Annotated in this window: 19 protein-coding genes and 1 pseudogene; 10 read left to right on the top strand and 10 right to left on the bottom strand. The window is 71.1% G+C overall.

What is annotated here, in order from left to right:
* Window positions 1-60: 60 nt before the first annotated feature.
* The 6 genes from ACFVH5_RS29145 (at window position 61) to ACFVH5_RS29120 (ending at window position 8,603) form a co-directional block, all read left to right on the top strand.
* Entirely contained in the window at window positions 61-1,671 is a 1,611-nt protein-coding gene (locus tag ACFVH5_RS29145; protein WP_385836695.1) for an FAD-dependent oxidoreductase, read from the top strand.
* Window positions 1,668-2,738, top strand: a complete 1,071-nt coding sequence (locus tag ACFVH5_RS29140) for an alpha-hydroxy acid oxidase (protein WP_385836694.1) — start codon at window positions 1,668-1,670, stop codon at window positions 2,736-2,738. Before ACFVH5_RS29145 ends, ACFVH5_RS29140 begins: the two co-directional genes overlap by 4 nt.
* Window positions 2,735-4,138: a cytochrome P450 gene (locus ACFVH5_RS29135; RefSeq protein WP_385836693.1), complete on the top strand. Its 1,404-nt coding sequence runs from the start codon at window positions 2,735-2,737 to the stop codon at window positions 4,136-4,138. The genes ACFVH5_RS29140 and ACFVH5_RS29135 overlap by 4 nt, the downstream gene beginning before the upstream one ends.
* Window positions 4,139-4,156: 18 nt before the next feature.
* Window positions 4,157-5,506 carry a cation:proton antiporter gene (locus ACFVH5_RS29130; protein WP_385836692.1) on the top strand — a complete coding sequence of 450 codons (1,350 nt, stop codon included), beginning with the start codon at window positions 4,157-4,159 and terminating at the stop codon, window positions 5,504-5,506.
* Between the two features lie 87 nt (window positions 5,507-5,593).
* The gene (locus ACFVH5_RS29125) at window positions 5,594-7,138 is read left to right on the top strand and encodes an NAD(P)-binding domain-containing protein (protein WP_385836691.1); all 1,545 of its coding nucleotides are present in this window, start codon (window positions 5,594-5,596) and stop codon (window positions 7,136-7,138) included.
* Complete coding sequence (locus ACFVH5_RS29120; protein ID WP_385836690.1) at window positions 7,131-8,603, top strand: class I adenylate-forming enzyme family protein; 1,473 nt, start codon at window positions 7,131-7,133, stop codon at window positions 8,601-8,603. The genes ACFVH5_RS29125 and ACFVH5_RS29120 overlap by 8 nt, the downstream gene beginning before the upstream one ends.
* Before the next feature lie 93 nt (window positions 8,604-8,696).
* Here ACFVH5_RS29120 and ACFVH5_RS29115 read toward each other — a convergent pair whose 3' ends face one another.
* From ACFVH5_RS29115 to ACFVH5_RS29095, 5 genes are all read right to left on the bottom strand, one after another.
* Window positions 8,697-10,802, bottom strand: coding sequence for an MMPL family transporter (locus tag ACFVH5_RS29115; protein ID WP_385836689.1), 2,106 nt, complete (start codon window positions 10,800-10,802; stop codon window positions 8,697-8,699).
* Between the two features lie 457 nt (window positions 10,803-11,259).
* On the bottom strand, window positions 11,260-11,925 hold the full coding sequence (locus tag ACFVH5_RS29110; protein ID WP_384807119.1) for a response regulator: 666 nt from the start codon (window positions 11,923-11,925) through the stop codon (window positions 11,260-11,262).
* Window positions 11,922-13,145 (bottom strand): sensor histidine kinase, encoded by a 1,224-nt coding sequence (locus tag ACFVH5_RS29105; protein ID WP_385836688.1) that lies wholly within the window; start codon window positions 13,143-13,145, stop codon window positions 11,922-11,924. Before ACFVH5_RS29105 ends, ACFVH5_RS29110 begins: the two co-directional genes overlap by 4 nt.
* A 97-nt stretch (window positions 13,146-13,242) precedes the next feature.
* Window positions 13,243-14,001 carry an IclR family transcriptional regulator gene (locus tag ACFVH5_RS29100; protein ID WP_385836687.1) on the bottom strand — a complete coding sequence of 253 codons (759 nt, stop codon included), beginning with the start codon at window positions 13,999-14,001 and terminating at the stop codon, window positions 13,243-13,245.
* 13 nt (window positions 14,002-14,014) lie between these two features.
* Entirely contained in the window at window positions 14,015-14,449 is a 435-nt protein-coding gene (locus ACFVH5_RS29095) for a MarR family winged helix-turn-helix transcriptional regulator (protein WP_384807125.1), read from the bottom strand.
* Between the two features lie 240 nt (window positions 14,450-14,689).
* Between ACFVH5_RS29095 and ACFVH5_RS29090 the strand changes: the two genes are divergently transcribed.
* Genes ACFVH5_RS29090 through ACFVH5_RS29075 form a run of 4 tightly spaced genes read left to right on the top strand, consistent with a single transcriptional unit; the run spans window position 14,690 to window position 18,535 of the window.
* Complete coding sequence (locus ACFVH5_RS29090; RefSeq protein WP_385836686.1) at window positions 14,690-15,634, top strand: SDR family oxidoreductase; 945 nt, start codon at window positions 14,690-14,692, stop codon at window positions 15,632-15,634.
* Window positions 15,631-16,506 (top strand): amidohydrolase family protein, encoded by an 876-nt coding sequence (locus ACFVH5_RS29085; protein WP_385836706.1) that lies wholly within the window; start codon window positions 15,631-15,633, stop codon window positions 16,504-16,506. Before ACFVH5_RS29090 ends, ACFVH5_RS29085 begins: the two co-directional genes overlap by 4 nt.
* Before the next feature lie 30 nt (window positions 16,507-16,536).
* Window positions 16,537-18,054, top strand: coding sequence for an o-succinylbenzoate--CoA ligase (menE, locus tag ACFVH5_RS29080; RefSeq protein ID WP_385836685.1), 1,518 nt, complete (start codon window positions 16,537-16,539; stop codon window positions 18,052-18,054).
* Window positions 18,055-18,079: 25 nt separating this feature from the next.
* Complete coding sequence (locus ACFVH5_RS29075) at window positions 18,080-18,535, top strand: MaoC family dehydratase (RefSeq protein ID WP_385836684.1); 456 nt, start codon at window positions 18,080-18,082, stop codon at window positions 18,533-18,535.
* A 323-nt stretch (window positions 18,536-18,858) separates the two neighbouring features.
* Here the strand turns inward: ACFVH5_RS29075 and ACFVH5_RS29070 are convergent, their stop codons facing one another.
* The 5 genes and pseudogenes from ACFVH5_RS29070 to ACFVH5_RS29050 form a co-directional block, all read right to left on the bottom strand.
* Entirely contained in the window at window positions 18,859-19,686 is an 828-nt protein-coding gene (locus ACFVH5_RS29070; protein ID WP_385836683.1) for a PaaX family transcriptional regulator C-terminal domain-containing protein, read from the bottom strand.
* 142 nt (window positions 19,687-19,828) lie between these two features.
* Window positions 19,829-21,552 (bottom strand): annotated as a pseudogene (locus ACFVH5_RS29065) (histidinol-phosphatase).
* 111 nt (window positions 21,553-21,663) lie between these two features.
* Window positions 21,664-24,588, bottom strand: a complete 2,925-nt coding sequence (locus tag ACFVH5_RS29060; protein WP_385836682.1) for a glycoside hydrolase family 2 TIM barrel-domain containing protein — start codon at window positions 24,586-24,588, stop codon at window positions 21,664-21,666.
* A complete protein-coding gene (locus ACFVH5_RS29055) occupies window positions 24,588-25,487 on the bottom strand; it encodes a carbohydrate ABC transporter permease (protein WP_385836681.1) in 900 nt (299 codons plus the stop codon). The genes ACFVH5_RS29060 and ACFVH5_RS29055 overlap by 1 nt, the downstream gene beginning before the upstream one ends.
* 14 nt (window positions 25,488-25,501) lie before the next feature.
* The coding region (locus ACFVH5_RS29050; protein ID WP_385836680.1) for a carbohydrate ABC transporter permease at window positions 25,502-26,040 on the bottom strand (539 nt) is incomplete at its 5' end.

Raw genomic sequence — 26,040 nt, 5'->3', positions numbered from 1 at the left:
CCGAGAATCTAGGCCGGTAATCTCAGAGCGCTCTGAAATCCGGTGGATAGCTTCCGGGCCATGGCGCACGACTACCTGATCATCGGAGCGGGGCCCGCGGGACTACAGCTCGCCGCCTCCCTGGAGCGTGACGGTGCGGACTACGTCGTCCTGGAGCGCGGCAGCGTTCCGGGCGCGTTCTTCACGCGCTTTCCCCGGCATCGCCAACTGATCTCGATCAACAAGGTGCACACCGGCTACGACGATCCCGAGCTACGGCTCCGCATGGACTGGAACTCCCTGCTGAGCGACGATCCGGAGCTGCTCTTCACCCGGTACAGCCCGCGCTACTTCCCGGCGGCCGACGACCTGGTCCGCTATCTGGCGGACTACGCGGCCCGTACCGGGGTGCGGGTGCGCTACGACACCACGGTGACGGAGATATCCCGTGACGCCCGTGACGGCGGTGACGGCGAGGAGGTCGGTGACGGCGGGGGATTCGCCGTCACCGACCACACCGGCACGGTGTGGCGCGCCAGGCGGGTCGTGGTCGCCACCGGGGTGTCCCGGCCGAACCTGCCGGCCGTGCCGGGCGTCGAACTGGCCGAGCGCTACGACACGTTCGACCCGGACCCGGCGTCCTTCACCGGCCGGCGCGTGCTGATCATCGGGCGGGGCAACTCCGCGTTCGAGACGGCCGACAGCCTGATGGAGACCGCGGCCGTCATCCACCTCGTCGGATCGGGCTCCCTGCGGCTGGCGTGGAAGTCGCACTACGTGGGGCATCTGCGCGCGGTCAACAACAACTTCCTCGACAGCTACCAGCTGAAGTCGCAGAACGCCCTCCTCGACGGCCGGGTGCTGGAGATCCGCAAGGAGGCGGACGGCTTCTGCGTGCCGGTGTCGTTCGAGCGGGTCGACGAGGTGGTCAAGGACCTCCACTACGACCGGGTGATCGTCGCCACCGGTTTCCGGTTCGACGCCTCGGTCTTCGACGCCACCTGTGTCCCCGAACTGATCGTCGACGGCCGCTTCCCCGCCCTCACCCCGGTCGGGGAGTCGGTCAACGTACCCGGCCTGTACTTCGCCGGGACGCTGACACAGGGCCCCGACTTCAAGAAGTCCACCACCGGCTTCATCCACGGCTTCCGGTACGCGGTCCGCGCCCTGCACCGCGTACTGCGCTCACGCCACCACGGCGAGGCCTGGCCGGTGACGGAGCTGGGCGAAGCCGCCGAGCGGGCCGCCGACGCGGTCGTCGCCCGCGTCAACCGGTCCTCCGCGCTGTGGCAGCAGTTCGCCGTCCTGGGCGACCTGCTGCTCGTCGACCCGGACGGCACCATGCGGTACGCGGAGGAGGTTCCGGTCCGCCACGTGCCCGACGCCGTGGACGCGGGGGACTTCGGGCCGGTGGACGCCCACGCGGTGATCACCCTGGAGTACGGGGCCGACCACGACCAGGTGGACCCCTTCGACGTCACCGCGGCGCGCAAGTCGCAGCAGGACACGGGGGGACTCGACGGCCGGTACCTGCATCCGGTCGTCCGCTGGTACCGGGCCGGTGAGTTCGTCGCCGAGCACCACATGACGGAGAACCTGGAGAACGAGTGGGACAGTGAGGAGTTCCACCGCGCGCCCCTGCTCGCCTTCCTCGCCGACCGCCTGGCCGCCGTCGCTCCGGTGACACCGTGACCCTGCGCGCGCTGCACGACGCGGCACGCAAGACACTGGACCCCGTCCACTACGACTACGTGGCGGGCGGGGCCGACGAGGAACGCGTCCTGTCCGACAACGAGTCGGCCTTCGACCGGTATCTGCTGCTGCCCCGCATCCTGTGCGGCAGCGAGACGCGGGACACCACCGCCCGGCTGCCGGGCGCCCGGCACGCCGCACCGGTGTTCGTCGCGCCCACCGCCTTCCACCGGCTGATGCATCCGGACGGCGAGGGTGCCACGGCCCGTGCCGCAGCGGCCGAAGGAGCCGTCCTGGTGACGGGTACGGCCGCGACCACGGCCGTCGACGCCGTCGTCGCCGCGGCCCGCGAGGCGGCCCCGGACCCGGCGGTGTGGTTCCAGCTGTACCTCCACCCCCGCCGCGAGGTCACCGGAACGCTCGTGCGGCGCGCCGAACAGGCGGGCTGCACGGCACTGGTGGTCACCGTCGACTCGGCGGTGTTCGGCCGGCACACCAGAGATCTGCGCAACGGCTTCACCGATCTCCCGCCGGGCCACGCCGCGGAGAACATGCGCGACCTGCCCGGCGCCCCGCCCGGCTCCCTCATGGACATCCCCATGTCGGCGGCCCCGACCTGGCGGGACTTCGGCGAACTGGCGCGCACGACCGCGCTCCCCGTACTGGTCAAGGGGATCCTCCACCCGGCGGACGCCCGGCTGGCCGTCGAGCACGGCGCGAGCGGGGTGATCGTCTCCAATCACGGGGGCCGCCAGTGCGACGCCGTCCCGGCCGCCCTGGACTGCCTGCCGGCGGTCGTCGACGCCGTCGCGGGCCGGACACCCGTGCTCATGGACGGGGGAGTGCGCCGCGGCAGTGACATCGCCGTCGCCCTGGCGCTGGGCGCGACGGCCGTCGGAGTGGGACGACCGGTGATGTGGGGGCTGGCCGCCGAGGGAGAAGCCGGGGTCCGGGCGGTGCTGGCGACACTGCGCGACGAGTACGACCACACGCTCGCGCTGTGCGGAGGGCGCCGGAACGCCGATCTGACGCGGGACATGGTCGTCCGCAGGGGAGAGACACGGTGAGGAGCGGGCCCAGGCCGGCCACGGCGGACAGCTGGTGGCTGCCGCGCGGGGTGGTGGCACTGCGCGGGCGCATCTTCGAGAAGGCCAACGGCGACCGCGCGGTGACCCTGCCCAGCGCCGTCCACGGGCCGGAGGTGTTCGAACGCGTCTACGCGCACCCGGCGGCGAACGGACGCAGCGCCGGGGCAGGCCTGTCCGACCTGTTCTGGTACTGGCTGTCCCCGGGACCCGAGGTCCACCAGGAACACCTGGAACCCGGCGAGCGGTACGAGGACGTGGCCGCGACGACCCGGCGGATGCTGGCCGGAACCTCGGACGACCTCACGGCGGCGGCCACGCGCGCCGTCGCCCGGACCCTGGACACGCTCCCGGACGGGCAGGTCAGCCTCGTGCGCCTGCGGGATCTGGTGATGCCCGCCTGGGCCGAGTTCTGCTACGAGCTGGTGTTCAAGGAGCCGTGCCCGCCCCACGCCCGGGACCTGATCACCGCACACGCCGACGACGTGATCAGCGCGCTGAAGTGCACCGGACTGCGCCATCCGAAGCGCCGGGCCCGGCTGACGGAGTACCTGCGCGCGAGAGTCGAGGCCGGCGAGGTGGCGTATCCGCTGCCCAGGACGCTGTCACCGACGGAACAGGTGCACTACCTGCAGGGGACGATGTTCAACACGGCCGTCGTGCAGTTGTCGGAGGCGACCGCACACGTCCTGCTCGCCCTGGCCCGCCACCCCGAGGCGCAGCGGCGCGTCCTGGACGACGACACCGAGGACGACCGGTACTTGACGCGGGTGCTCGACGAGACGATGCGGCTGTACCCGCTGTTCGGCATCGCGCACCGCATCACCACGGGCGAGATCCCGCTCGACGAGGACACCGTGCTGCCGCCCGGCACGGTGGTGTGCTTCAGCTACCCCGGCTACCACGCCACCGGCTACGACCGGCCCGACGAGTTCGACCCGGACCGCTGGGCCGCGCTCTCCGTCAAGGACGCCCACCACATCCCGTACGGAGTGGCGGCGAACCGGCCCTGCCCGGCCTGGCGGCTGTCCCCGCTGGTGCTGCGCGCCGCGGTACGGGAAGTGCTGCGCCGGTTCCGGCTGGACTCGACCGCCCCGCACACCCGGTCGATCCCGCACCGCGCGCCCTGTCTGCTCATCCCCCGCGACCTGTCTCCCGCACCGCGCCGACTCGACGCCCTGCGCCGCCGCATACGGACGCGGAACGCGGTGGAGGACGTCACCCGCGGCGTCCGGCAACTGGTGCTCGGCACGGTCATGGTGCTGCACGCCCGCCGGCGGCGACTCGCGGGCCGCTACTTCGAAGAGCACCCGCCCAGCGGCTGCCCGGCCGGCCGAGGCCGTGGTCCCGGGCCCCCGCCGCACGTCCCCGCACGTCGCTGACGACCACAGGAGCCCGCCGTGTCCCCGACCTTCCTGGCAGCCACCACCGACAAGAACCTCGAACTCGTCCTGCGGGTCCTGCCCGCCATCGTGATCATCCTCGCCGCGTCCGCCGTCTGCGGACGCCTCGCCCTGTGGGTGAAACAGCCGCGCGTGCTCGGCGAGATGGTGGCCGGTGTCCTGCTGGGGCCCACCCTCTTCGGCGCCCTCTTCCCAGAAGCCCAGAAAGCGGTCTTCACCCCCGAGGTGAAACCCATCCTGTACGTGCTGAGCACCCTCGGCCTGACCCTCTTCATGTTCCTGGTCGGTGTCGGCCTCGACCGCACGGCGGGAAACGGCAGGAAGGACACCAAGAACGCGTCCGTGCTGGCCCTGTCCGGGATCGTCCCCTCGCTGCTGCTCGGCGCCGCGACGGGCTATCTGCTCCACGACCGCCTCTCCAAGCCGGATGTCAGCTCCTTCCAGTTCGCCCTCTTCCTCGGCGGCGCCCTGTCCATCACCGCCTTCCCGATGCTCGCCCGCATCCTCTACGAACGCGGACTGGAGAACTCGCCGCTCGGCCGCATGACCCTCCTGGGCGCCTCCGTCGACGACGCTGCGGCCTGGTGCTTCCTCGCCGTGCTGTCCGCCATGCACACCGGCGCCGGCCTGCCGCACGCCCTGCGCACCATCGGCCTCACCGTCGTCTTCACCGTCGTGATGCTCACCGTCGTGGCGCGGCTGCTGCGTCCGATGGGTGAACGGGTCGAGCGCACCGGCCTGTTCGGCTTCGACCAGATGTACCTCGTCGTCGGCATCGTCCTGCTCTCCGGCTACTTCACCGACTGGATCGGCATCTACTCGGTCTTCGGAGGCTTCGTCGCCGGGCTGGCCATGCCCAGGAACGAGGCCTTCCGCCAGGCACTGCACAGCCGCATGATGGACCTCGTCTGCGTGCTGTTCCTGCCCGTCTTCTTCACCTTCTCCGGCCTCAACACCGAACTGGGCGGAGTCACCGGCTGGGCCATGATCGGACCGTTCCTGCTGATCCTCCTGTCCGGGTTCACCGGCAAGTACATCGGGTGCGCCCTCGCCATGCGCGGCATCGGGTTCACCTGGCGCGAGTCGTGGGCGGTGGGCGCCCTCATGAACGCCCGCGGCCTGATGATCCTGATCTTCATCAACATCGGCCTCGCCCAAGGCATGATCAACAAGGACGTCTTCTCCATGCTCGTCCTGGTCGCGGTGCTCACCACCGCGGGCGCCGTCCCGCTGTACCGGCTGGCCCTGCCCGAGCGCATCGAACGCCGTATGTCCCCGGCGGAGGGGACCGTCGACAAGGAGGTCTCCTCCTCGGCCTCGACCGGAGCGGGTTCCGTGCACGCCTGATCCGGTCGAGGCCCCGGCCGCGACGACCGTGAGCCGTCGGCCGGCAATCTCAGAGCCTTCTGATCTGGCGGCACTAACGTCCCGCCCATGGTGCGCGATTACCTGATCATCGGGGCCGGACCGGCCGGACTTCAGCTCGCCGCTCTCCTGGAACGTGCCGGACGGGACTACGTCGTCCTGGAGCGCGGAGACGGCCCTGGCACGTTCTTCACCAGGTTCCCCCGACATCGACAGCTGATATCGATCAACAAGGTGAACACCGGCTACACCGACCCCGAACTCAACCTCCGGATGGACTGGAACTCGCTCCTCAGCGACGACCCGGACCTGTTGTTCACCCGGTACAGCGAGCAGTACTTCCCCCAGGCCGACGATTTCGTACGCTACCTGGCCGACTTCGCCGACCGTACCGGCGTCCGTGTCGAGTACGGCACGGACGTCGTCCGTGTCTCCCGCGCGGACGGCGTCTTCACGGTCCACGACACCGCCGGTCACCACTGGCGGGCCCGCAGGCTCGTCGTGGCGACCGGTCTCTCCCGCCTCAACGAGCCGGCCGTCCCCGGCATCGAACTCGCCGAACGGTACGACGAGTTCGACACCGATCCGAGCACCTTCGTCAATCAGCGGGTCCTGGTCGTCGGCAAGGGCAACTCCGCCTTCGAGACCGCCGAGGCCCTCATGGCGAAGGCCGCGGTCATCCATGTCGCGGGCCCGCACTCGCTCAGGATGGCGTGGAAGACCCACTTCGTCGGGCATCTGCGCGCGGTGAACAACAACTTCCTGGACAGCTACCAGCTGAAGTCGCAGAACGCCGTCCTGGACGGAACCGTGGAGCACATCGAGAAGACGGCCGACGGCGGGTTCCATGTCACCTTCCGCTACGCCCGCACCACGGAACGGCTGCGCGAACTGCTCTACGACCGCATCATCCTGTGCGCCGGATTCCGCTTCGACGCCGACGCCTTCGACGAGACCTGCCGCCCCGCCCTCGTCATCAACGGGCGCTTCCCCGAACAGAACTCCGCCTACGAGTCGGTGAACGTACCGGACCTCCACTTCGCCGGCACCCTCACCCAGCAGCGCGACTTCAAGAGGGGCACCAGCGGCTTCGTCCACGGCTTCCGCTACGGAGTGCGCGCCCTGCACCGCATCCTCGACGCCCGCCACCACGACGAACCCTGGCCCGCCCGGCCGCTCACCGCGGCACCGGAGGCGATCGCCGACGCCGTCGTCGCCCGCGTCAACCGGTCCTCCGCGCTGTGGCAGCAGTTCGGGGTCCTCGGAGACGTCATCACGGTGGACGCGGACCGGGCCACCTACCAGGAGGAGGTCCCGCTGGAGTACGCCGCCGACGGCGGCCTCGGACCTGCCGCCCACCGGTTCGTCGTCGACCTGGAATACGGGGCCGACCACGACGGCGTCGATCCGTTCGACGTCACCGTCCCGCGCGTGACCGAGAACGACGTCGAGCACGCGATGGACTCCAGCTATCTGCACCCCGTCGTACGCCACTACCGCGACGGTGTCCTGAGCGCCACCCACCATCTGGCGGAGAACCTGGAGAACGAGTGGGACATCCCGGCGGTCCACCACCAGCCGCTCGCGGCGTTCGTGAAGGCCTGCCTTGACTGAGCAGTTCCCCGGCCGGCTGCTGGACCTCCTCGAAACGGCGGGCCACCGTCCGGTGTTCGAGCACGCCGACCGGATCGTCACCGCGGCCGAACTCCTCGGCACGGTACGGCGCGTGGCCAACGGGCTGCGCGCGAACGGCATCGGCCGCGGTGACGGTGTCGCCCTGCTGCTCGGCGTGAGCCCGGAGGCGTTCGCCGCGATCGTCGCGGCACATGTCGTAGGCGCCCGCGTGGTGGGCGTACGCCCCGGTCTGACGGCCCGTCAGCAACAGCACCTGCTCGCGGACACCGCCTTCACGGTCACCGACCGGACGGCTGCCACGGACACAGGCACCGACACGGATACGGATACGGATCGGCCCGGGAAGGTCCTCGCGCTGGACGACCTGCTGTCGGCACCGGACGACGGCCTCCGTCCACTGCCCCTGGCCCGCCCGGAGGATATCGCCCGGCTCATCCACACCAGCGGCAGCACCGGCGTCCCGAAGGCATGCGCGCAGACCTACGCGGCGATGACCGCGGCCTGGGCGCTCCGGCCCGAGGCCTGGCCGCCCGCCGTCCGCGCACTCGCCGCACGACTGGACCGCTTCCTGGTGTTCGGCACCCTGGCGAGCCAGGTGATGATGGAGTACGGGCTCCTCACCCTCGCCGCCGGCGGCACCCTGGTGACCGCCGGACAGCCGGACCTCCGCGACAGCATCGAGCGACACCGCGCGACCGCGAGCGTCATCACCGTGGCCCGCCTGAGGAAACTCACGGCAGGACAGCGCGCGTCACCCGCCGACCTCACCAGCCTGCGCGCCCTGATGGTGTCCGGCTCCCCGCTGGAGCCGGGACGGCTTCGTGAGGCGTCCGACGCACTCGGCCCGGTCGTCTTCCACGGGTACGGCCAGACCGAGACCGGCATGATCTCCATGGCCACCCCCGAGGACGAGCCGGGTTCGCTGGGCGTGCCGCCCGTCGACCTGGAGATCCGGGACCCCTCGGGCCGCCCCGTCCCACCGGGCACCGACGGCGAACTCTTCGTCCGGACCCCGGGACAGAGCGACGGCTACTGGCGGGAACCCGCCCTCACCGCCGAGGTGTTCACCGACGGCTGGGTACGCACCCGTGACCTCGGCCGGCTCGACTCCGAGGGCCGGCTGTGGCTCACGGGCCGGGCCCGCGACGTGATCATCGTCAACGCCAACCTCTACTACGCCGGCCCCGTCGAGCGACGGCTCGCCACCCATCCCTCGGTGGCCGAGGCGTACGTGGTCGGTGTCCCCGACGACGACACCGGAGAGGCGGTCCACGCCTTCGTCGTACCTGCCGAAGGACACCTCCCGGAGCTGCGCGAACTGCGCGCGTGGGTGACGGCACACCTGGAAGAGGCGAGCGCGCCGACCCGCCTGACCCTCATCGAGGAGGTACCGCTCACGCCCGCGGGGAAGCCGGACAGGAGGCGGCTGACCGCCGGGGGGTAGCCGTATCGGAGGGCGGGGCATGGCGAGGGCCCCGGTCCGGGAGGGACCGGGGCCGACGACGGCGGTTGCGCGCCTGCTTCAGTTCGGTCTGCCTCAGTGCTGCTTGGTGAGTTCGGGTGTGGCGGGCGGAGCCTCCTCGTGCAGGCCGAAACGGTCGTGCGCCCGGCGCAGACGCTTCGGCGCCCACCACGCGCGCCGGCCCAGCAGCGCCATGGTCGCCGGGACCAGCAGCATCCGTACGAGTGTGGCGTCGATCAGCACGGCGAGGGTCAGTCCCAGACCGATCTGCAGGATGGGGGCGAAACCGCCCGTCATGAAGGCGCCGAAAACGACCGCGAGCAGCAGCGCCGCGCAGCTCACGACCCGGCCGGAGCGGCGCAGACCGGTGACGACGGCGTCCTGCGCGTCACCCGTGCGCAGCCAGGTCTCACGCATCCGGGCGAGGATGAACAGCTCGTAGTCCATGGCGAGTCCGAAGGCGATCGCGATGATCAGCGGAGGTGCCGTCAGGCTCAGCGCGCCGAGTTCCTGCGAGCCCAGCGCCGAGGCCAGATGCCCGTCCTGGAACACCCACACCACCACGCCGAGCGCCGCGCCCAGACTGAGCAGCGTCGTGAAGATCGTCCGCAGCGGGATCAGGACCGAGCCGGTGAACGCGAAGAGCAGGAGGAAGATCCCGGCGAGGACGGTGACGGCGGCCCAGGGCGCCCGATCGCCGAGCATCGCCCGGAAGTCCACCAGCCGGGCCGCGACACCGGTGACCTGTACGGGCTCGTCGCCGCGTACGTCCCGTACCCGCTGGACCAGATCGGTCGCCGCCTTCCCGTCCGCGCTGCCACCGGGCTGCATGCTCAGCACGGTGGTGCCGCCCGGCAGTTCACGCGACCCGGTGCCGGGGGAGAGCGCCTCGATCCGCTCGGCCGTCGCGGTGTCCGTGCCCGGTTTCAGGACCACGGTCACCTCCGAGACGCCCGTGCCCGGCGGGAAGTGGGCCTGGATCGTGTCGTCCAGCTGCCGTGCCTCCGTGCTGGTCGGCAACTGCTGGGCGCCCCCGATGTTGATCTTCATACCGGTGGCGGGCAGGGCCAGGACGAGCAGGGCGGCGACGGAGGCGACGGTGACGACGACCGGGCGGCCGGTGGCGAACCGGGCCAGCCGCGCGAAGACACGCCCCTCTTCTCCAGCCGGTTTCGTCTTCGCGGGGGCGATCCTCCCGCCGAAGCGGGCCAGCAGGGCGGGGAGCAGGGTGAGCGCGGCCAGCATGTCGATGACCACGACGGCGGCCACGGCGAAGCCCATGCTGCGCAGGAAGATGCTGGGGAAGACCAGCAGGCCGGTGAGGCTGACGGCCACGGTCAGACCGGAGAACAGGACCGTGCGTCCGGCGCCGGCCACCGTACGGTGCACGGCTTCCACGACGTCGTCGGTGGTGCGGCGTTCCTCGCGGAAGCGGACCACCATCAACAGGGCGTAGTCCACGGCGAGTCCCAGGCCGAGCATCGTGGTGACCTGGATCGCGTACACGGAGATGTCGGTGAACTGGCTGAAGCCGAACAGGGCGAGGAACGCGCCCGCGACGCCGCTCACCGCGACCACCAGGGGCAGTCCGGCGGCGCGGAAGCCGCCGAAGATCAGGAGCAGCAGGACGAGGACCACGGGCAACGAGATGATCTCCGCGCGGGCCACGTCCTGCTGGGCCCGTTCGCCGAGCTGCTGCCCGAGCAGCGGGCCGCCGCTCACGTGGACGTCGGGTGCCCTGATCTGGTGGATACGGTCACTCGCGGCGTCCAGGACCTGTTCCTCGGCGTCGTCGTCGAGACCGCCCTTCAGGGTGACCGGGATGACGAGTGCGTGGCCGTCCTCGGCGACAAGCCCTCGCGTGGTGTACGGGTCGGGTACGGCGGCGATGTTCGCGATGTCGCGGAGGTCGGTGACCGCGGCCTCCACCTGGGTGCGGAGTGCGGTGTCCGCGACGGGTGTGCCCGCGATCACCGCGGTGATCGACTCGCCGGCCGGGTCGATGCCGTCGAGGTACTCCGACGCGCGGTCCGACTCCGTGCCCGGGACGTCCGGCACGGAGTCGCTGAGCCGCGCGAAGACGCCTGTGCCGAGGCCGAAGCCGAGCAGCAGGAAGAGCAGCCAGAGGCCGATCACGGTCAGTGGCCGGCGTGTCGACGCCCTGGCGATCCTGTTGAGCACGGGGTGCCTCCCGGCGGGTCGGGGCTTTTCGGTCGCCCCAGAATCGCCTTGCGAAGCCGCTCGGCGGATCGCCGGTCGGAGGGGTTTCGACGACTCCCCCGCACGAGTGAGATCCCACCCGCGGCTCCGCCGCACGGGGGAGCCCCGACGGGACCCTTCCCCCACCTGCGGGCCCGGTGGGGGCGAGCCGCGCAGTTCCCCGCGCCCCTGGACGACGGGGGGCGTGGGCCCGATGTGTTCTGCGGGCCGTCGTGGGCTGGCGGCGCAGTTCCCCGCGCCCCCAAAAACAAAAGACAGGGGCGCAGCCCCGTCTTCCAGGGGCGCGAGGAACGGCGCGGCCGACCCCCACCGGCCCGCAGGAGGCAGGCGACCCGAGGCCCCGTCGTCAAGGGGCGCGGGGAACGGCGCGAGCGGCCCCCACCGGGCCGCGGGTGACGTCCGTTCTGCCGGCCGCAGGTCAAGGCGTGCCCGGGGTCACCACGCCCGACTCGTACGCGCAGATGACCGCCTGGACCCGGTCCCGCAGCCCCAGTTTGCTGAGTACGTTGCTGACGTGCGTCTTCACCGTGTGCTCGCTCACGAACAACGCCCGAGCGATCTCCGCATTGGACAACCCCCGCGCCAGCAGCCGCAACGTCTCCTCCTCGCGCGCGGTGAGACCATCGAGCCGCACCGGGGAGGACGGCGCGGCCCCCGCCCGCCGCCGCTGGATGATGTCGGCGACCAGCCGCCGTGTCACCGACGGCGCGAGCAACGAGTCCCCGGCGGCCACCACCCGCACGGCGTGCACCAGATCGTCCCGCCGCACATCCTTGAGCAGGAACCCGCTCGCTCCCGCGTACAACGCCTCGTACACGTACTCGTCGAGGTCGAACGTCGTCAGCATGACCACCCGGCACGCGGACTGCGCGCACACGAGCCTCGCCGCCTCCAGTCCGTCCATCCGAGGCATCCGGATGTCGAGCAGCAGCACGTCCGGCGTGTGCCGCTGCACGGCGGCCACCGCCTCCACGCCGTCCCCCGCCTCCGCGACGACGTCGATGTCGGGCTGCGCCTCCAGGATCATGCTGAAGCCGCTGCGGACCAGTTCCTGGTCGTCGGCGACCACCACACGGATGCTCACCCCGGCGTCACCTGCCGGTCGCCCACCACGGGCAGGCGTACGACGACGCGGAAACCTCCGTCGCGGCCGGGCTCCGTACGGGCGGTGCCTCCGCACGCGGCGGCCCGCTCCCGGATGCCGATCAGTCCGTGGCCGCCCGCACTCCCGCCCCCGCCCGGGGCGGTGTCCGCCGGGCCCCGCCCGTCGTCCGTCACCGTGAGCGTCAACTCGGCCTCCGTCCAGTCCAGTTCGACCCGCGCGCAGGAAGCGTACGCGTGCTTGACGGTGTTGGTCAGGGCTTCCTGGACCACGCGGTACGCGGCGACCTCGGTGTCCCGGTGCAGTGGGCGCGGCTGCCCGGTGTGCCGGAGCTCGATCCGCAGTCCGGTCGTGTCGCCGACCTGTCTGACCAGCCCGGTGAGGGCCGCGACCCCCGGTTGCGGCAGCCGGTCCGAACTGCCGTTCAGTGGCTCTTCCTTGAGGACGCCGAGGATCCGCCGCAGCTGGACCATCGCGTCGCGCCCGGCGCCGGCGATGGCGTCGAACGCCCCCTCCGCGCGCTCGGGATCGCTGCGTACGACCACGGGCCCGGCCTCGGCCTGCACCACCATCAGGCTCACGGCGTGGGCCAGGATGTCGTGCATGTCGCGGGCGATGCCGGCCCGTTCCCTGGCGGCGGCCCGCGCGGTGTCGGCGGCCCGTTCGCGTTCCAGGCGGCGGGCCCGGTCCTCCAGCGCCGCCGTGTACGCCCGCTGGAGTCGGGACAGCACCCCGAAGCCGTAGGCGCTGACGCAGCTCAGCAACTGGAAGGCGTACTCGAAGGGTTCGGCGTCCTCCTTGTGCGTCATGGTCAGCGCGACCCCGGCCAGCCATCCCACCAGCATGACCCGCCGCTGCCAGGGCCGGCCGACCGCGGCCATCGTGTAGAGGACGACCAGACCGGCGTACATGATGTCCGGCGGTGGTGCGTGGTAGACGGCCATGGCGGGGGTGAACACCGAGACCCCGCAGGCCGCGAGGAACGGCGCCCGGCGCCGCCACACGAGCGGCAGCGCCGTACCGGCGCCCAGCAGGAACCCCTGCCAGGTCAGGCGGTCGTCGCCCTCGTCGGGGAATATCCACTGCAGTGAGGCGGCGAACAGGACGAGTACGGCGACCGCGATGTCGACGACGTACGGGTTGGCCGTGCGCAGGCGGGCGACGGCGGGGCTGATCCAGGGGGAGGCGGGCGAGGCGGGCATGGGCGGCTCCTCGGGGAAGGGGCCGTGCCAGTATCGGCGCGGGGCCGGGGCCGCGTCCTCACCGGTGAGAGGGATATCGATCGGCTCTCACCGACCCTCACCCTCCTGACGGCTCCGGCTGCCACCCCAGTGCCCGGGAGATCCCGCGCGCGGCGAGCCGTACCGCGGGGATCAACGCCGGTGTCTGCGCGTCGTGTTCGGGGACCACGACCGAGACCGCCGCGGTCACCGGGCCGCCGGGACCGCGTACCGGAGCGGCCACCGACAGGGCGTCCTCGGTGATCTGACGGACACTCACCGCCACTCCGGAGTAACGGACTTCGGCGAGTGCGCGGCGCAGGGCGGCCGGGTCCGTGAGGGTGTGCGGGGTGAAGCCGGCGAGCGGCCTGCCGCAGTACGCCTCCTGGAACGCCGGTTCGCAGTGGGCGAGCAGCGCGAGTCCCACCCCGGTCGCGTGCAGCGGCCAGCGCGCGCCCACCTGGATCTTCACCCCCACGGCCGACCGGCCGGAGATCCACTCGATGTAGACGACCTCGGAGCCGTCGCGCACCGCCAACTGCACGTTCTCGTGCGTCGCTTCGTACAGATCCTCCAGGTACGGCAGCGCGATCTGCCGCAGGGCGAGCCCGCGCGGGGAGAGCGCGGCGAGTTCCCACAACCGCAGCCCCACGTGGTAGATGCCGTCCGCGTCGCGTTCCAGGGCGCCCCAGTCGCTGAGCGCGCCCACGAGCCGGTGCGCGGTGGTGAGGGAGAGCCCGGCCCGGCGGCTGATGTCCGTGAGGGAGAGCGCCGGGTGGTCGTGGTCGAAGGCGGCGAGCACGGCCAGCAGTCGGTCGGGCGCGGACAGGGAGGTCATGGGCCGTGCCGTTCTACGCGCCGGAGTCGAGCTCGGTCTCGGCGACGCGGCGCAGCAGGGTGTGCAGGATCTCCCGCTCGGCCGGGTCGAGCGGCCCGAGCAGGTCGTCCGTCACCCGCAGCCCCGCCTCGTCGGTGTCGCGCAGGAAGGCGCGCCCGTCCCCGGTCAGTACGACGGTCCGGCTGCGGCGGTCGTCGGGGGAGGGACGGCGTTCGGCGAAGCCGAGCTTCTCCAGGTCGTCGACCAGGCCGACGATCGCGCTCGGGTCGTAACCGAGCCGCGAGCTCAGCTCCCGCTGGAGCGCGCCCTCGGAGGTGGCCAGGAACCGCAGCAGCGCGTAGTGCCGCAGCCGCAGCCCCGACTCCTGCAGGAACGAGTTGAACATCTGCCCCGAGCGCAGGCCCATCCGGTACAGCAGGTAGCCGGTGTCCGCGTGCAGTCCGCGCATCCACGGTTCCTGGGCGTCGATCGGCGCGGCGTCCGTGGGCGGGGGGTCGGTGACATGCGACTGGCGGGCGATGGCGGGCTCCCTGGTCCTGGCCCCGCGAAGGGCTCGGTACTGCGTCCGTACGGGACCAGCATGGCGTACGGCCGAGTCGGCAACAACTATTGACGTCAACAATTATTGTCCTTAGCTTCGATTTCGTCACCCCGGCACGCCTCACCCCATCCCCTGAAGGGACCCCTCGTGTCCAGCATCGATCTCACCGGCAAGGTCGCCGTGGTCACGGGCTCCGGCCGTGGCCTCGGCCTGGCCTACGCGCACGCCCTCGCCGCCGCCGGCGCCTCCGTGGTCGTCAACGACGTGGACGAGGCCGTCGCCGAGCAGGCCGTCGAGGCGATCACCGGCGCGGGCGGCACCGCCGTGGCCGAGGTGGTCGCCGTCGGTACCGCCGAGGCCGCGGACCGCCTGGTGGGCCGCGCGGTCGCGGAGTTCGGCCGCCTCGACGTCCTGGTCACCAACGCGGGCATCCTGCGCGACAAGGTTCTGTGGAAGATGACCGACGACGACTTCGACGCGGTGCTCACCACCCATCTGAAGGGCACCTTCACCTGCGCCCGCGCCGCCGCCGTATGCATGCGGGAGCAGGGCGGGGGCGGCACGCTGATCCTCGTCGGCTCACCGGCCGGGCAGCGCGGCAACTTCGGTCAGACCAACTACTCCGCCGCGAAGGCCGGCATCGCCGCCATGGCCCGTACCTGGTCGATGGAGCTGGGCCGCGCGGGCATCACCGTCAACGCGATCGTGCCGGTGGCCGCGACCGCGATGACCGAGACCATCCCAGCCTTCGCCCCCTACATCGAGGCCATGAAACAGGGCGAACCGCTGCCGGACTTCCTGCGCAGGGGCGAGGGCTTCGGCACGCCCGAGGACTGCGCGGCCCTCGTCCCGTTCCTGGCCTCCGAGGCCGCCCGCGGGGTGACCGGGCAGGCCATCGGCATCGGCGGCGACAAGGTCACCCTGTGGTCCCACCCCCAGGAGATCAGGGCCGCGTACGCCGACGGCGGCTGGACCCCCGAGGCGCTCGCCGACGTCTGGCACACCTCGGTCGGCGCCGAACCGCAGACGGTCGGCATCCCCGCGCCCGCGCCCGCACCCAAGGCTCCGGAGGCGTCATGCCCCTCCCGATGAACGTCGACGACCTGGTCGCCATCGACGTCCACACCCACGCCGAGGTCTCCTCCAAGGGCACGTCCTCGCTCGACGACGACCTGCACGCGGCCTCCAGCGCCTACTTCAAGGTCGAGGGCAAGCGGAAGCCGACCCTGGAGGAGACGGCCGCGTACTACCGCGAGCGGAGGATGGCCGCCGTCGTCTTCACGGTCGACGCCGAATCCGCGACCGGCACCGAACCCGTCCCGAACGAGGAGGTCGCCGAGGCCGCCGCCGCCAACCCCGACGTGCTGATCCCGTTCGCCTCCATCGACCCCTTCCGCGGCAGGGCGGGAGTGAAGCGGGCCCGTAGGCTGGTCGAGGAGTACGGGGTGAAGGGCTTCAAGTTCCACCCCAGCATCCAGGCCTTCTTCCCCAACGACCGTTCCGTGGCGTACGCGTTGTACGAGGTCATCGAGGAGACCGGTGCCATCGCCCTCTTCCACACCGGGCAGACCGGCATCGGCGCGGGCGTGCCCGGCGGGGGAGGCATCCGCCTGAAGTACTCCAATCCGCTGCACGTCGACGACGTGGCCGCGGACTTCCCGCACCTGAAGATCATCCTGGCGCATCCGTCCTTCCCGTGGCAGGACGAGGCCCTCGCGGTCGCCACGCACAAGCCGGGCGTCCACATCGACCTGTCCGGCTGGTCGCCGAAGTACTTCCCGCCGCAACTCGTGCAGTACGCGAACACCCTGCTCAAGGACAAAATACTGTTCGGCTCCGACTACCCGGTCCTCACCCCGGACCGCTGGCTCGCCGACTTCGCGAAGCTGCCCGTCAAGGACGAGGTCCGGCCGAAGATCCTCAAGGAGAACGCGGCCCGGCTGCTCGGCCTCACCAAGCCATGACCGGACACACCGAGCACTGAGGGGTATGGCATGCGCAACGAGGGACTGGGGTCGTGGCCCGCCCGCCGGGCCCGCAAGACCCCGCACCGCACCGCCCTGATCCACGACGGCACGACACTCACGTACGGCGGCCTGTACGAGCGCACCACCCGCCTCGCCCAGGCCCTGCGCGCCCGCGGAGTGCGCCGCGGCGACCGGATCGCCTACCTCGGCCCCAACCACCCGTCCTACCTGGAGACGCTGTTCGCGGCCGGCCTGCTCGGCGCGGTCTTCGTCCCGCTCAACACCCGCCTCGCCAGGCCCGAGATCGCCCACCAGCTCGAAGACTCCGGCGCGAAGGTCCTCGTGCACGGACCGGCGTCCCAGGGGCTGGTCGCCGGCCTGCCGGGCACCTGCGATGTGCGTTTGTACGTCGAAGTGGGCGCCGCCTACGACCAGTTGCTGGACTCGGCCTCCGGCGAGGCGATCGACGAACCCGTCACCGCCGACGACACCTGCGTCATCATGTACACCTCGGGGACGACCGGCCGCCCCAAAGGAGCGATGCTCACCCACGGCAATCTGACGTGGAACGCCGTCAACGTCCTCGTCGACCAGGACCTGATCGCGGACGAACGCGCGCTGGTGTCGGCCCCGTTGTTCCACACGGCCGGGCTCAACATGCTGACCCTCCCCGTCCTCCTCAAGGGCGGTACCTGCGTCCTGGTCGAGGCGTTCGACCCGGCGGCCACCCTCGGCCTGATCGAACGGCACCGGATCACCTTCATGTTCGGCGTGCCCACCATGTTCGAGCAGGTGGCGCGCCAGCCGGGCTGGGCCGACGCCGACCTGTCCTCGCTGCGCATGCTCAGCTGCGGCGGCTCACCCGTGCCGACCCCGCTCATCGCCGCCTACCAGGAGCGCGGCCTCACCTTCCTCCAGGGCTACGGCATGACCGAGGCCTCACCGGGCGTGCTCTTCCTGGACGCCGAGCACGCGGTGACCAAGGCGGGCTCGGCGGGCGTACCGCACTTCTTCAGCGACGTACGCGTCGTACGGCCAGGCCTCGCCTCGGCCGACCTCGCCGACGTCGGCGAGACGGGCGAGATCGTCGTACGCGGTCCCCATGTCATGCCCGGCTACTGGGGGTTGCCCGACGAGACCGCGGCCGTGTTCAGCGACGGCTGGTTCCGCAGCGGGGACGCCGCCCGGATCGACGACGACGGCTACGTGACCGTCGTCGACCGCATCAAGGACATGATCATCTCGGGCGGCGAGAACATCTACCCCGCCGAGATCGAGGACCGGCTCCTCGCCCACCCCGGCATCGCCGACTGCGCGGTCATCGGCGTGCCCGACGAGAAGTGGGGCGAGGTGCCGCGCGCGGTGGTCGTCCCGCACGAGGGTGTCGCGCTGGACCTCGACGAGGTCCTCGCGTCCCTCACCGGGCACCTCGCCAAGTACAAGATCCCGAAGTCGGTGGTGCTCGCCGACGAACTCCCGCGGACCGCCTCCGGCAAGCTGCTCAAGTCCCATGTCCGCCGGCGGTACGGGACCGACACCCAGTGATCGACCTCCAGCAGGGGAGAGCCATATGACCATCACAGTGAACGGTGTCGACGAACTCAGGAAGCTCGCCGGGAGTGACCTCGGTACGAGCGAGTGGATCGAGGTCACCCAGGAGCGCATCGACACCTTCGCCGATGCCACGGGGGACCACCAGTGGATCCATGTCGACGCGGAGAAGGCCGCGCGGGGGCCGTTCGGGGCGCCCGTCGCGCACGGGTATCTCACCCTGTCGCTGTTCATCCCGCTCTTCACCGAGTTGCTGGACGTCCGGGGTGTGACCACGAAGGTCAACTACGGGCTGAACAAGGTGCGGTTTCCCTCGCCGGTGAGGGTGGGGTCGCGGATACGGCTCGTTGCGCGGCTTGCGGAGGTGTCGGACGTGGGGGGTGGGGTGCAGGTCGTTGTCGACGGGACGATCGAGATCGAGGGGGTGGGGAAGCCGGGGGCGGTGTTGCAGAGTTTGTCGCGGTTCTATGTGTGACGGGGGCTGTGCGGTGTGGTGTCGGGTGCGGGTCCGTTGTGGCTGGTCGCGCCGTTCCCCGCGCCCCTGAAAGACTGCGCCGTTCCCCGCGCCCCTGAAGGCGAAAAGACTGCGCCGTTCCCCGCGCCCCTAGGCCCTGTCGTCAAATTCCCGCCTGCCGGCCGACGCCTGGCACGCCCTCTCGCCGCACCGGGCGAAAGCCCAAGTACGTCCAGTACGAGGGCTTCCGCCCGGCACACCGAGAGCACGCACCAGACGCCGCCCGGCCCGCCCTCCGGGCGGACGTCGGGAATTTGACGACAGGACCTAGGGGGCTGCGCCCCCTAAAGGGGCTGTCTCACCGGGACCAAGTCCAAGAGGTGGTCCGCGGATTGTTGGGCCAAGGGGGTCAGGCGGGTGTAGACCGTTCTGAATGTCTTCTCCGCCTGGTCGGCGGGCCAGTCGTCCGGGAGGTGTCCGACCGGCAGGCGCGGGTCACGGCGGACGACCTGGAGCCACTGCGTCGACAGGCGCAGCCGTAGCGCGAGGGCCTCGTCGGCCGCGGGCTCGACGGTCTCCCAGTGCTGCCAGCGGCCTGCGAACGCCTGGTAGCGCGTGGCGAGTTCGTCCAGTTCCCAGGTCTCCTCGATCATCGCGCCGATGTCCATGCCGGTGTCCGCGTGGGCGCGGAAGATCTTCACGTGGGCGGACAGGCCGAGTTCGGCGACGAGTCCGGAGACGTCGGTCTCGCCGGGCGCGATCCACAGGCCGCCGAACAGCGGGCCGAAGCCGCTCCACGTCAACTGCGCGCGTAGATCGTGCCGTTGACGCTGCCAGGACTCGGGCAGTGAGAAGCCGAGCAGGGTCCAGGTGCCGTCCCACCGGCGGTTGACGGCGCCCTGTTCCCAGATCCGCTGCTCACCGTCGCGCAGCACGGCCTCCGAGCGCTCGGTCAGCCCGAAGTACATCCGGCGTCCCTCGCGCTGCCGGCGCAGCAGGTCGCGGCCGACCATCCGGGTCAGGGTGGACCGGGTCGCGTGCTCGCCGACCCCCGCCCGCCCGAAGACGTCGATGACGCTCCCCGAGTACACGCAGACATCCCGGCCGAGCACCTGGTCACCGAGAAAGGACAACATGAGGGACTGGGGCCGCAACGCCTCGTCACTGGTCACCCACCCACCGTACGCCCGCCGATCACCCCCCGACCAGGCACGCCGGGTCCTTGAGGGGCGTAGCCCCTCAGGGGCGCGGGGAACTGCGCGACCAGCCACGACGGACCCGCACCCGAAAACGCCCCCACCCCGGAGGGGGCCTTCACCGTCGCCCGACAACCTCCACGAACACCGGGTTCGAGTAGAACCACGTGTCGGCCCACGGATCCCCGTCACCCGGCGCGTGCGCCACAGGCCCGTGCGGGTCGACGGAGTCACCCAGATACCCCACCCCGTGCCGGTTCCCGTCACTGCCGCGCAGCCGCACATAGAACGACTCGTCCCCGGCGGTCAGCGGAATGCGCAGGGTGTACGTACCCGTGCGCCCGGACACGTCCGCCGTATGGACGACCCGCGTGTCGGGCGCCCGCCACCCGTCCCGATCGCCGGCAGGCCCCCGCACGGCCCCCGGATCACATCGACATGCGCCAGCTCCGGCACGATCCCGTGCGGATTGGCCCGTGAGGCCGTCGTGACGGTCACCTGCAGCGTCAGCCGGTCACCCGCGCGGACCCGCAGCCGCCCACCGAGAGTGACCCCCCGCCCATGGTCCCGGTCCCGCTTCAGCCGTACGTCGAGACCGTCGAGCAGATGTCCGTGGTCGAGCCAGACCCGGCCCGCCCGCAGCCCCGCCATCACCGCGCGGTGGCCGTAGCGGGTGACACCGACATGTGTGCGGCTGAACTGGCCGGGCCAGAAGTCACCGCCGGCCTGCGGTTCAGTCGTGTTCACCGGGTCGGGCAGCCGGCCCGTGGTGTCGAAGTTCTGTCCGGCCGGCCAGTCCCCGTTCTTCCAGGTGTCGAACACGACCCGGTGCACATCGGAGTTGGTGGTGATGGTGAACAGCTTGCCCTCGGCGAGCATGGCGTCCCACATGCCGCCGACCGTGGCCGTCATCCAGTCGAACCCGCCGTAGGTGACGTACGCGTCCGCGGGGTAGCCCGGCCAGGAGTCCGCCGAGGGCTTGTTCTCGTACTCGCCGCGGATCGACGTCGGACCGCGCCAGCCGGGGATGGCACCGCCCTGGGCGCCGGGCGCTCCCTCCATGCCGATCATGATCTCGGGGGCCGCGTCCCGCCAGCCCCGTATCTCGTGCGGGGAGTCGATGCCGAGCCGTGACGGGTGGTTGGCGAGGACCAGGACGTCGTCCACGTAGCCCGAACGGCGTTGCTCGGCCAGCCACTTGATGGCCGCGACGGCGTGTGCCTCGTTGCGCGGGGTGTCCGGATGGGTGGGCCCGCCCGCCGTGTAGCCGAGCAGTTTGCCGTCGTAGGCCAGCTCGAACCGGGTGAGCAGGTCCACCTCGTGGCGGCCCGGCGCCGCGAAGACCGTGCAGTGCTCGGCCCCCGGGATGTACCACTCCAGGCCCTGGAAGATCAGCTGACGTGGATTGGCGGCACGCGCCTTCAGGATCTCCTCGTGCTCCAGCTTCGCCCCGTACGCCGCGTGCCCGACGTTCGAGTGCTCGTTGAACACCAGCCAGTCGAGGCCGTACTCCGCGCTCGCGCGGGCGAGTTGGGAGAACGTGTACTTCGCGTCGTGGCTGTAGACGGAGTGCACGTGGTGGTCGCCGACGAGGTAGGCCAGCCGCGGGTCGTCGCCACCGAGACCCTTGCCAGGACCCCGGCCACTGTCAGGACCCCGGCCCCTGTCCTGGGCGGTCGCCGACGCGGGCCCGGCGAGCGGACCGGCCGCGAGGGCGGTACCGAAGGCCGCCCCGAACAGCCCCGCGCGGCGCAGGAGCCCACGCCGGGAGACGCCCTGCGCGTCGAGCGAGGCGGGGGAGACGGCAGGGTCGGCCCAGGCGGGCAGCTGCTGCTCGGTCATGGTCTGAAGCGTCCCTCTGGGATCGAAGTGCCGGCGGCGTCGGAGGTGTCGGCCGGTCACGAACGGACGTGACAACCAGGGCATATGTGCGCAGGTCGGAGCATGCGCAGTTCAGAGCACGCGCAGCGTCCACTCCCACCGGTGGGTCCCCGGCGCGACGAGATACCCGGCCGAGGTGTCCGGCCCGCACGACGCCGTGCCGAGTCCCCGGTGCGCCGCGTCGAGGTGCACGACACAGCCCGGCCGTGGCACCAGTTCGTCGTGGTGCGTGGCGGCGGCCAGGTCCTCGGCCCGGTACCGGTTCACGGAGACCTGTGCGGGCGCCCCCAGTTCCACGGCGAGCCCCGTGGCGTCCGGCGCCGACAGCGTGAACCGCCGCACCCCGTGCCGCCCGCCGCTCTCCTGGGGCCGCAGGTAGGGAGTGAACAGCCCGTCCACCGGCAGCGAGTGGTGTCCCACGGGCGCGCCCGTGCTGCGGTCCGGGTAGGACTCCCAGGGGCCCTGCCCGTACCAGTCCAGGACATCGAGTCCGGGGACCGTCTCGAAGACCGTGCCGACCCGGGCCACGTCGTCCAGCCCCGCCGGCAGTTCGGCCGACTCCTCGACGCGGATACCGCCGGTGACCGGGGTGAACACCTGCTCGTGGCGGACGGGCCCGGCACCGGTCGTGTACTCGCTGAGCACGACGACCCGCGAGCCCTCCTCGCGTACGTCCACGACCTTGCGTACGAGCGCGTCGAGGCCCCAGCCGTGCCAGCGGGCCGCCATGCCGCCCAGCTCGTCGTTGTCGGTGGGCGCGCGCCAGAGCGAGAGCTGCGGCGCGGACGTCAGCAGCGGGTGGACCAGCAGCGCGTCCGCGTCCAGCGTGACGGCCGGACCGGTCGCGGGCTCCGGGGGCGCGCCGGTGGCCGCGGCGGCCAGCCGGACCTGCGGTACGCACACCTCCGTGCCGAGCGGCGCCCACGCCTCGTCGTCCGCGGTCGTCACCCGCAGGGTCAGCCAGGTCTCACCGGCGGAGGGCTCGGGCGGCGGGAAGGGCAGCGGCACCTCCGCCGACCCGCCCGGCAGCACCTCGGGCAGGGCGGCCGGCGTCCGCAGCGTCGTACCGTCGGCGCCCACGAGCAGCCATTCGGCCGCCAGCCACTCCAGGCCCCGGAAGTGCTGCCGGTTGTGGATCCGGAGGACCCCTTCGCCGTACGTCAGCCGGACCGGGCCCGCGATCTCCCGGTGCTCGTACATCACGGGCTTGGGGGTCCGGTCGGGGAAGACCACGCCGTCGGCGATGAAGGCGCCGTCGTGGATGGCCTCGTCGAAGTCGCCGCCGTAGGCCCAGCGGTGGCCGGGTGCGGTGACACCGTTGTCGTACAGGCCCACGCCGCCTCGGCCGGCCGGTCGTCCGTCGTTCACACGCTGGAGGATGCCGTGGTCCCAGAACTCCCAGATGAAGCCGCCCTGAAGACCCGGGGTGGACTCGATGGCGGCCCAGGTGTCGGCGAGCGTGCCGTTGCTGTTGCCCATGGCGTGCGAGTACTCGCACTGGATGAGGGGCTTGGTCTGTCTGCCCGACAGGGCGTGCGCGACACAGTCCTCGATGGGCGCGTACATGGGGCAGGCGATGTCGGAGGCGAGCTTCTCGTCCGCCCAGTCGATCTTGGCGGCACCCTCGTACTGGATCGGCCGGGTCGGGTCGTGGCGCCGTACCCAGCCCGCCGCGGCGTCGTGGTTGGCGCCGTAGTCGGACTCGTTGCCCAGTGACCAGACGATGATCGAGGGGTGGTTCTTGTCCCGCAGGACCATGCGCGAGACGCGGTCCACGAACGCGGGCAGATAGCGGGGGTCGTCGGCGATCTCGTGGGCGTGGTCGTGCGACTCGATGTTCGCCTCGTCCACCACGTACAGTCCCAGCTCGTCGGCGAGGTCGTACAGCGTCGGGTCGTTCGGGTAGTGCGAGGTGCGGACCGCGTTGAAGCCGAACCGCTTGAGGACGACGAGGTCGGCGCGCATGTCGTCCGCGGTGACCGTGCGGCCGGTCAGCGGGTGGAAGTCGTGCCGGTTGGCGCCCCGGATGAAGACGCGCTCGCCGTTGACCAGCAGGTCCCGGCCGACGATCTCGACGTCCCGGAAACCGACCCGGTGGTGCGAGCTGTCGGCGATCGAACCGTCGGACCGGTGCAGCCGTACGGCCAGGTCGTACAGCTCGGGTGTCTCGGCGGTCCAGGGGCGGACGTCCCGGACGACGGTCCGCAGCCGTGCCTCGCCGTGGAAGTCGGACACCCGCATGTCCTCGGCGTTGAGACGGTCGAACTCCGTGTCCTGGGAGAGGAGTTGGCCGTCCAGGGCCGCGGTGACGTACCAGCCCTCGGGCAGCGGGCCCGCCGTGTCGCGCACGGTGCAGTCGACCAGCAGGTGTCCGTCGCGGGGCGCGCGCACGGTCACGTCCGCGAGATGCAGCGGATCGGTGGCGTACAGGAGCACCGAGCGCGTGATGCCCGCGTGCCACCACTGGTCCTGGTCCTCGATGTGCGAGGCGTCGGACCACTTGACGACGGTGAACCGTACGGTGGCCGGGTCCCCGGGCCGTACGACGGCCGTGAGGTCGAACTCGGCCGCCAGGTGGGAGTCCTTGGAGATGCCGACCGGCCGGCCGTTCACATGGACGAGCAGCACGCTCTCGGCCGCGCCGACCTGGAGGACGATCCGGCGGCCCGCCCACTCGGCGGGGATGTCCACGGACCGCTCGTAGACGCCCGTCGGGTTCGCGGCGGGGGTGTGCGGCGGGACGTCGCCGAACGGCATTTGGACGTTCGTGTACTGGGGCAGGTCGTGGGGGCTCTGCATGGTCCACACGCCCGGCACGTCGGCGAGGGTCCACTCGCCGGACGCGCCGGTCGGGGAGGGCAGCAGCTGGAAGTGCCAGGAGCCGTCCAGGGACAGCGCGCCGGAGCGCCGGTCCACCGCGTTCATCGGCAGCCGCTGCCAGGAGGTCGTCTCCGGTGACTCCCAGGGCCGCAGCGAGAGCAGGTGATCGCGTCCCATCAGCGGATCGCTCCCTTTCCGAGGTCGGCGATGATCTGCTTGGCGCCGATCGCGAAGACGATCAGCAGGGGGATCAGGGCCAGGACCGCACCCGTCATGACCATTCCGTAGTCCGTGGTGCCGTGGACGCCGTTGAGCTGGGACAGGGCGACCTGGAGGGTCACGTTGTCCGGGTTGGTGAGGGCGATCAGCGGCCAGGCGTAGTCGTTCCACTGGCCCATGAAGGTGAAGATGCCGAGGAAGGCGAGCCCGGGGCGGACCACGGGCAGGGCCACGTGCCAGTACTGGCGCAGGAAGCTCGCCCCGTCGATCTTCGAGGCGTCGAGCAGTTCGTCGTGGATCGCGCTCTTCATGTACTGCCGCATCCAGAAGATGCCGAACGCGTTCGCGGCGGCCGGGACGATCAGCGAGGTCATCGAGCCGATCCAGCCCAGCTTCGCCATGATCACGAACTGGGGGATGGCCGCGAGCTGCGCGGGCACCATGAAGATCGCCATCATCATCGCGAACAGCACCCGGCGGCCGGGGAAGCTGAACTTGGCGAAGACGAACGCCGCCAGCGAGTCGAAGAACAGGACGAGGAACGTCACGGAGACGGCGACGAGCAGCGAGTTGAACATCGACCCGAAGAAATCGATGCTGTCGAACAGCTTGCTCAGGTTGTCGCCGAAGTGCGAGCCGGGCAGCAGCTTCGGCGGGTAGGAGAAGATCTCGGTCGACGTGTGCGTCGACATGATCACGGCCCAGTAGAACGGGAACGCGGAGAGCACCACCCCGAGCAGCAGGGAGACATGCAGCGCGATGCCTCTGCGCTGGGTACCCCGGATGCGCGTGCCCTTCGCGGGCTCGGTACGGGGCGGCTCGGTGGGGGCGGGCTCGGTCTGTGTGGTGACAGCCATGGTGACGGGCCTCCCTAGTCTTCGCCCCGGCGCTGCACCAGGCGCCAGTTGATGATCGAGAAGATGACGACGACGAGGAAGATGCCCCAGGCCACGGCCGCGCCGTAACCGAAGTCGTTGTTGTCGAAGGTCTGCTGGAAGAAGTAGAGGACCATCGTCCGGCCGGCGTGGTCGGGACCGCCGGAGAACGTGGACTCGTTGGCCGTGGACTGCAGCAGGATCTGTGGTTCGGAGAAGCTCTGCAGCCCGGTGACGGTCGAGATGACGAGCACGAACAGCAGCACCGGCCGCATCAGCGGCAGCGTGATCCGGAAGAAGGTCTGCACGGGTCCGGCGCCGTCCATGCGGGCCGCCTCGTACAGTTCGCCGGGGATCGTCTGGAGTCCGGCGAGGAAGATGATCGCGTTGTAGCCGGTCCACTGCCAGGTCATCAGGGTGGCGATGGCGACCTTGATGCCCCACGGCGTGTTCAGCCAGGCGATCTGGTCGAGTCCGACCGCCTGCAACAGGGCGTTCACCAGGCCGAAGTTGGTGGAGAAGACCGAGCCGAAGA

The organism is Streptomyces sp. NPDC127119, assembly GCF_042677425.1.
Taxonomy (GTDB): Bacteria; Actinomycetota; Actinomycetes; order Streptomycetales; family Streptomycetaceae; genus Streptomyces.
Note: the sequence above shows the minus strand (reverse complement) of the source record. Positions and strands in the feature narration are given on the sequence as shown.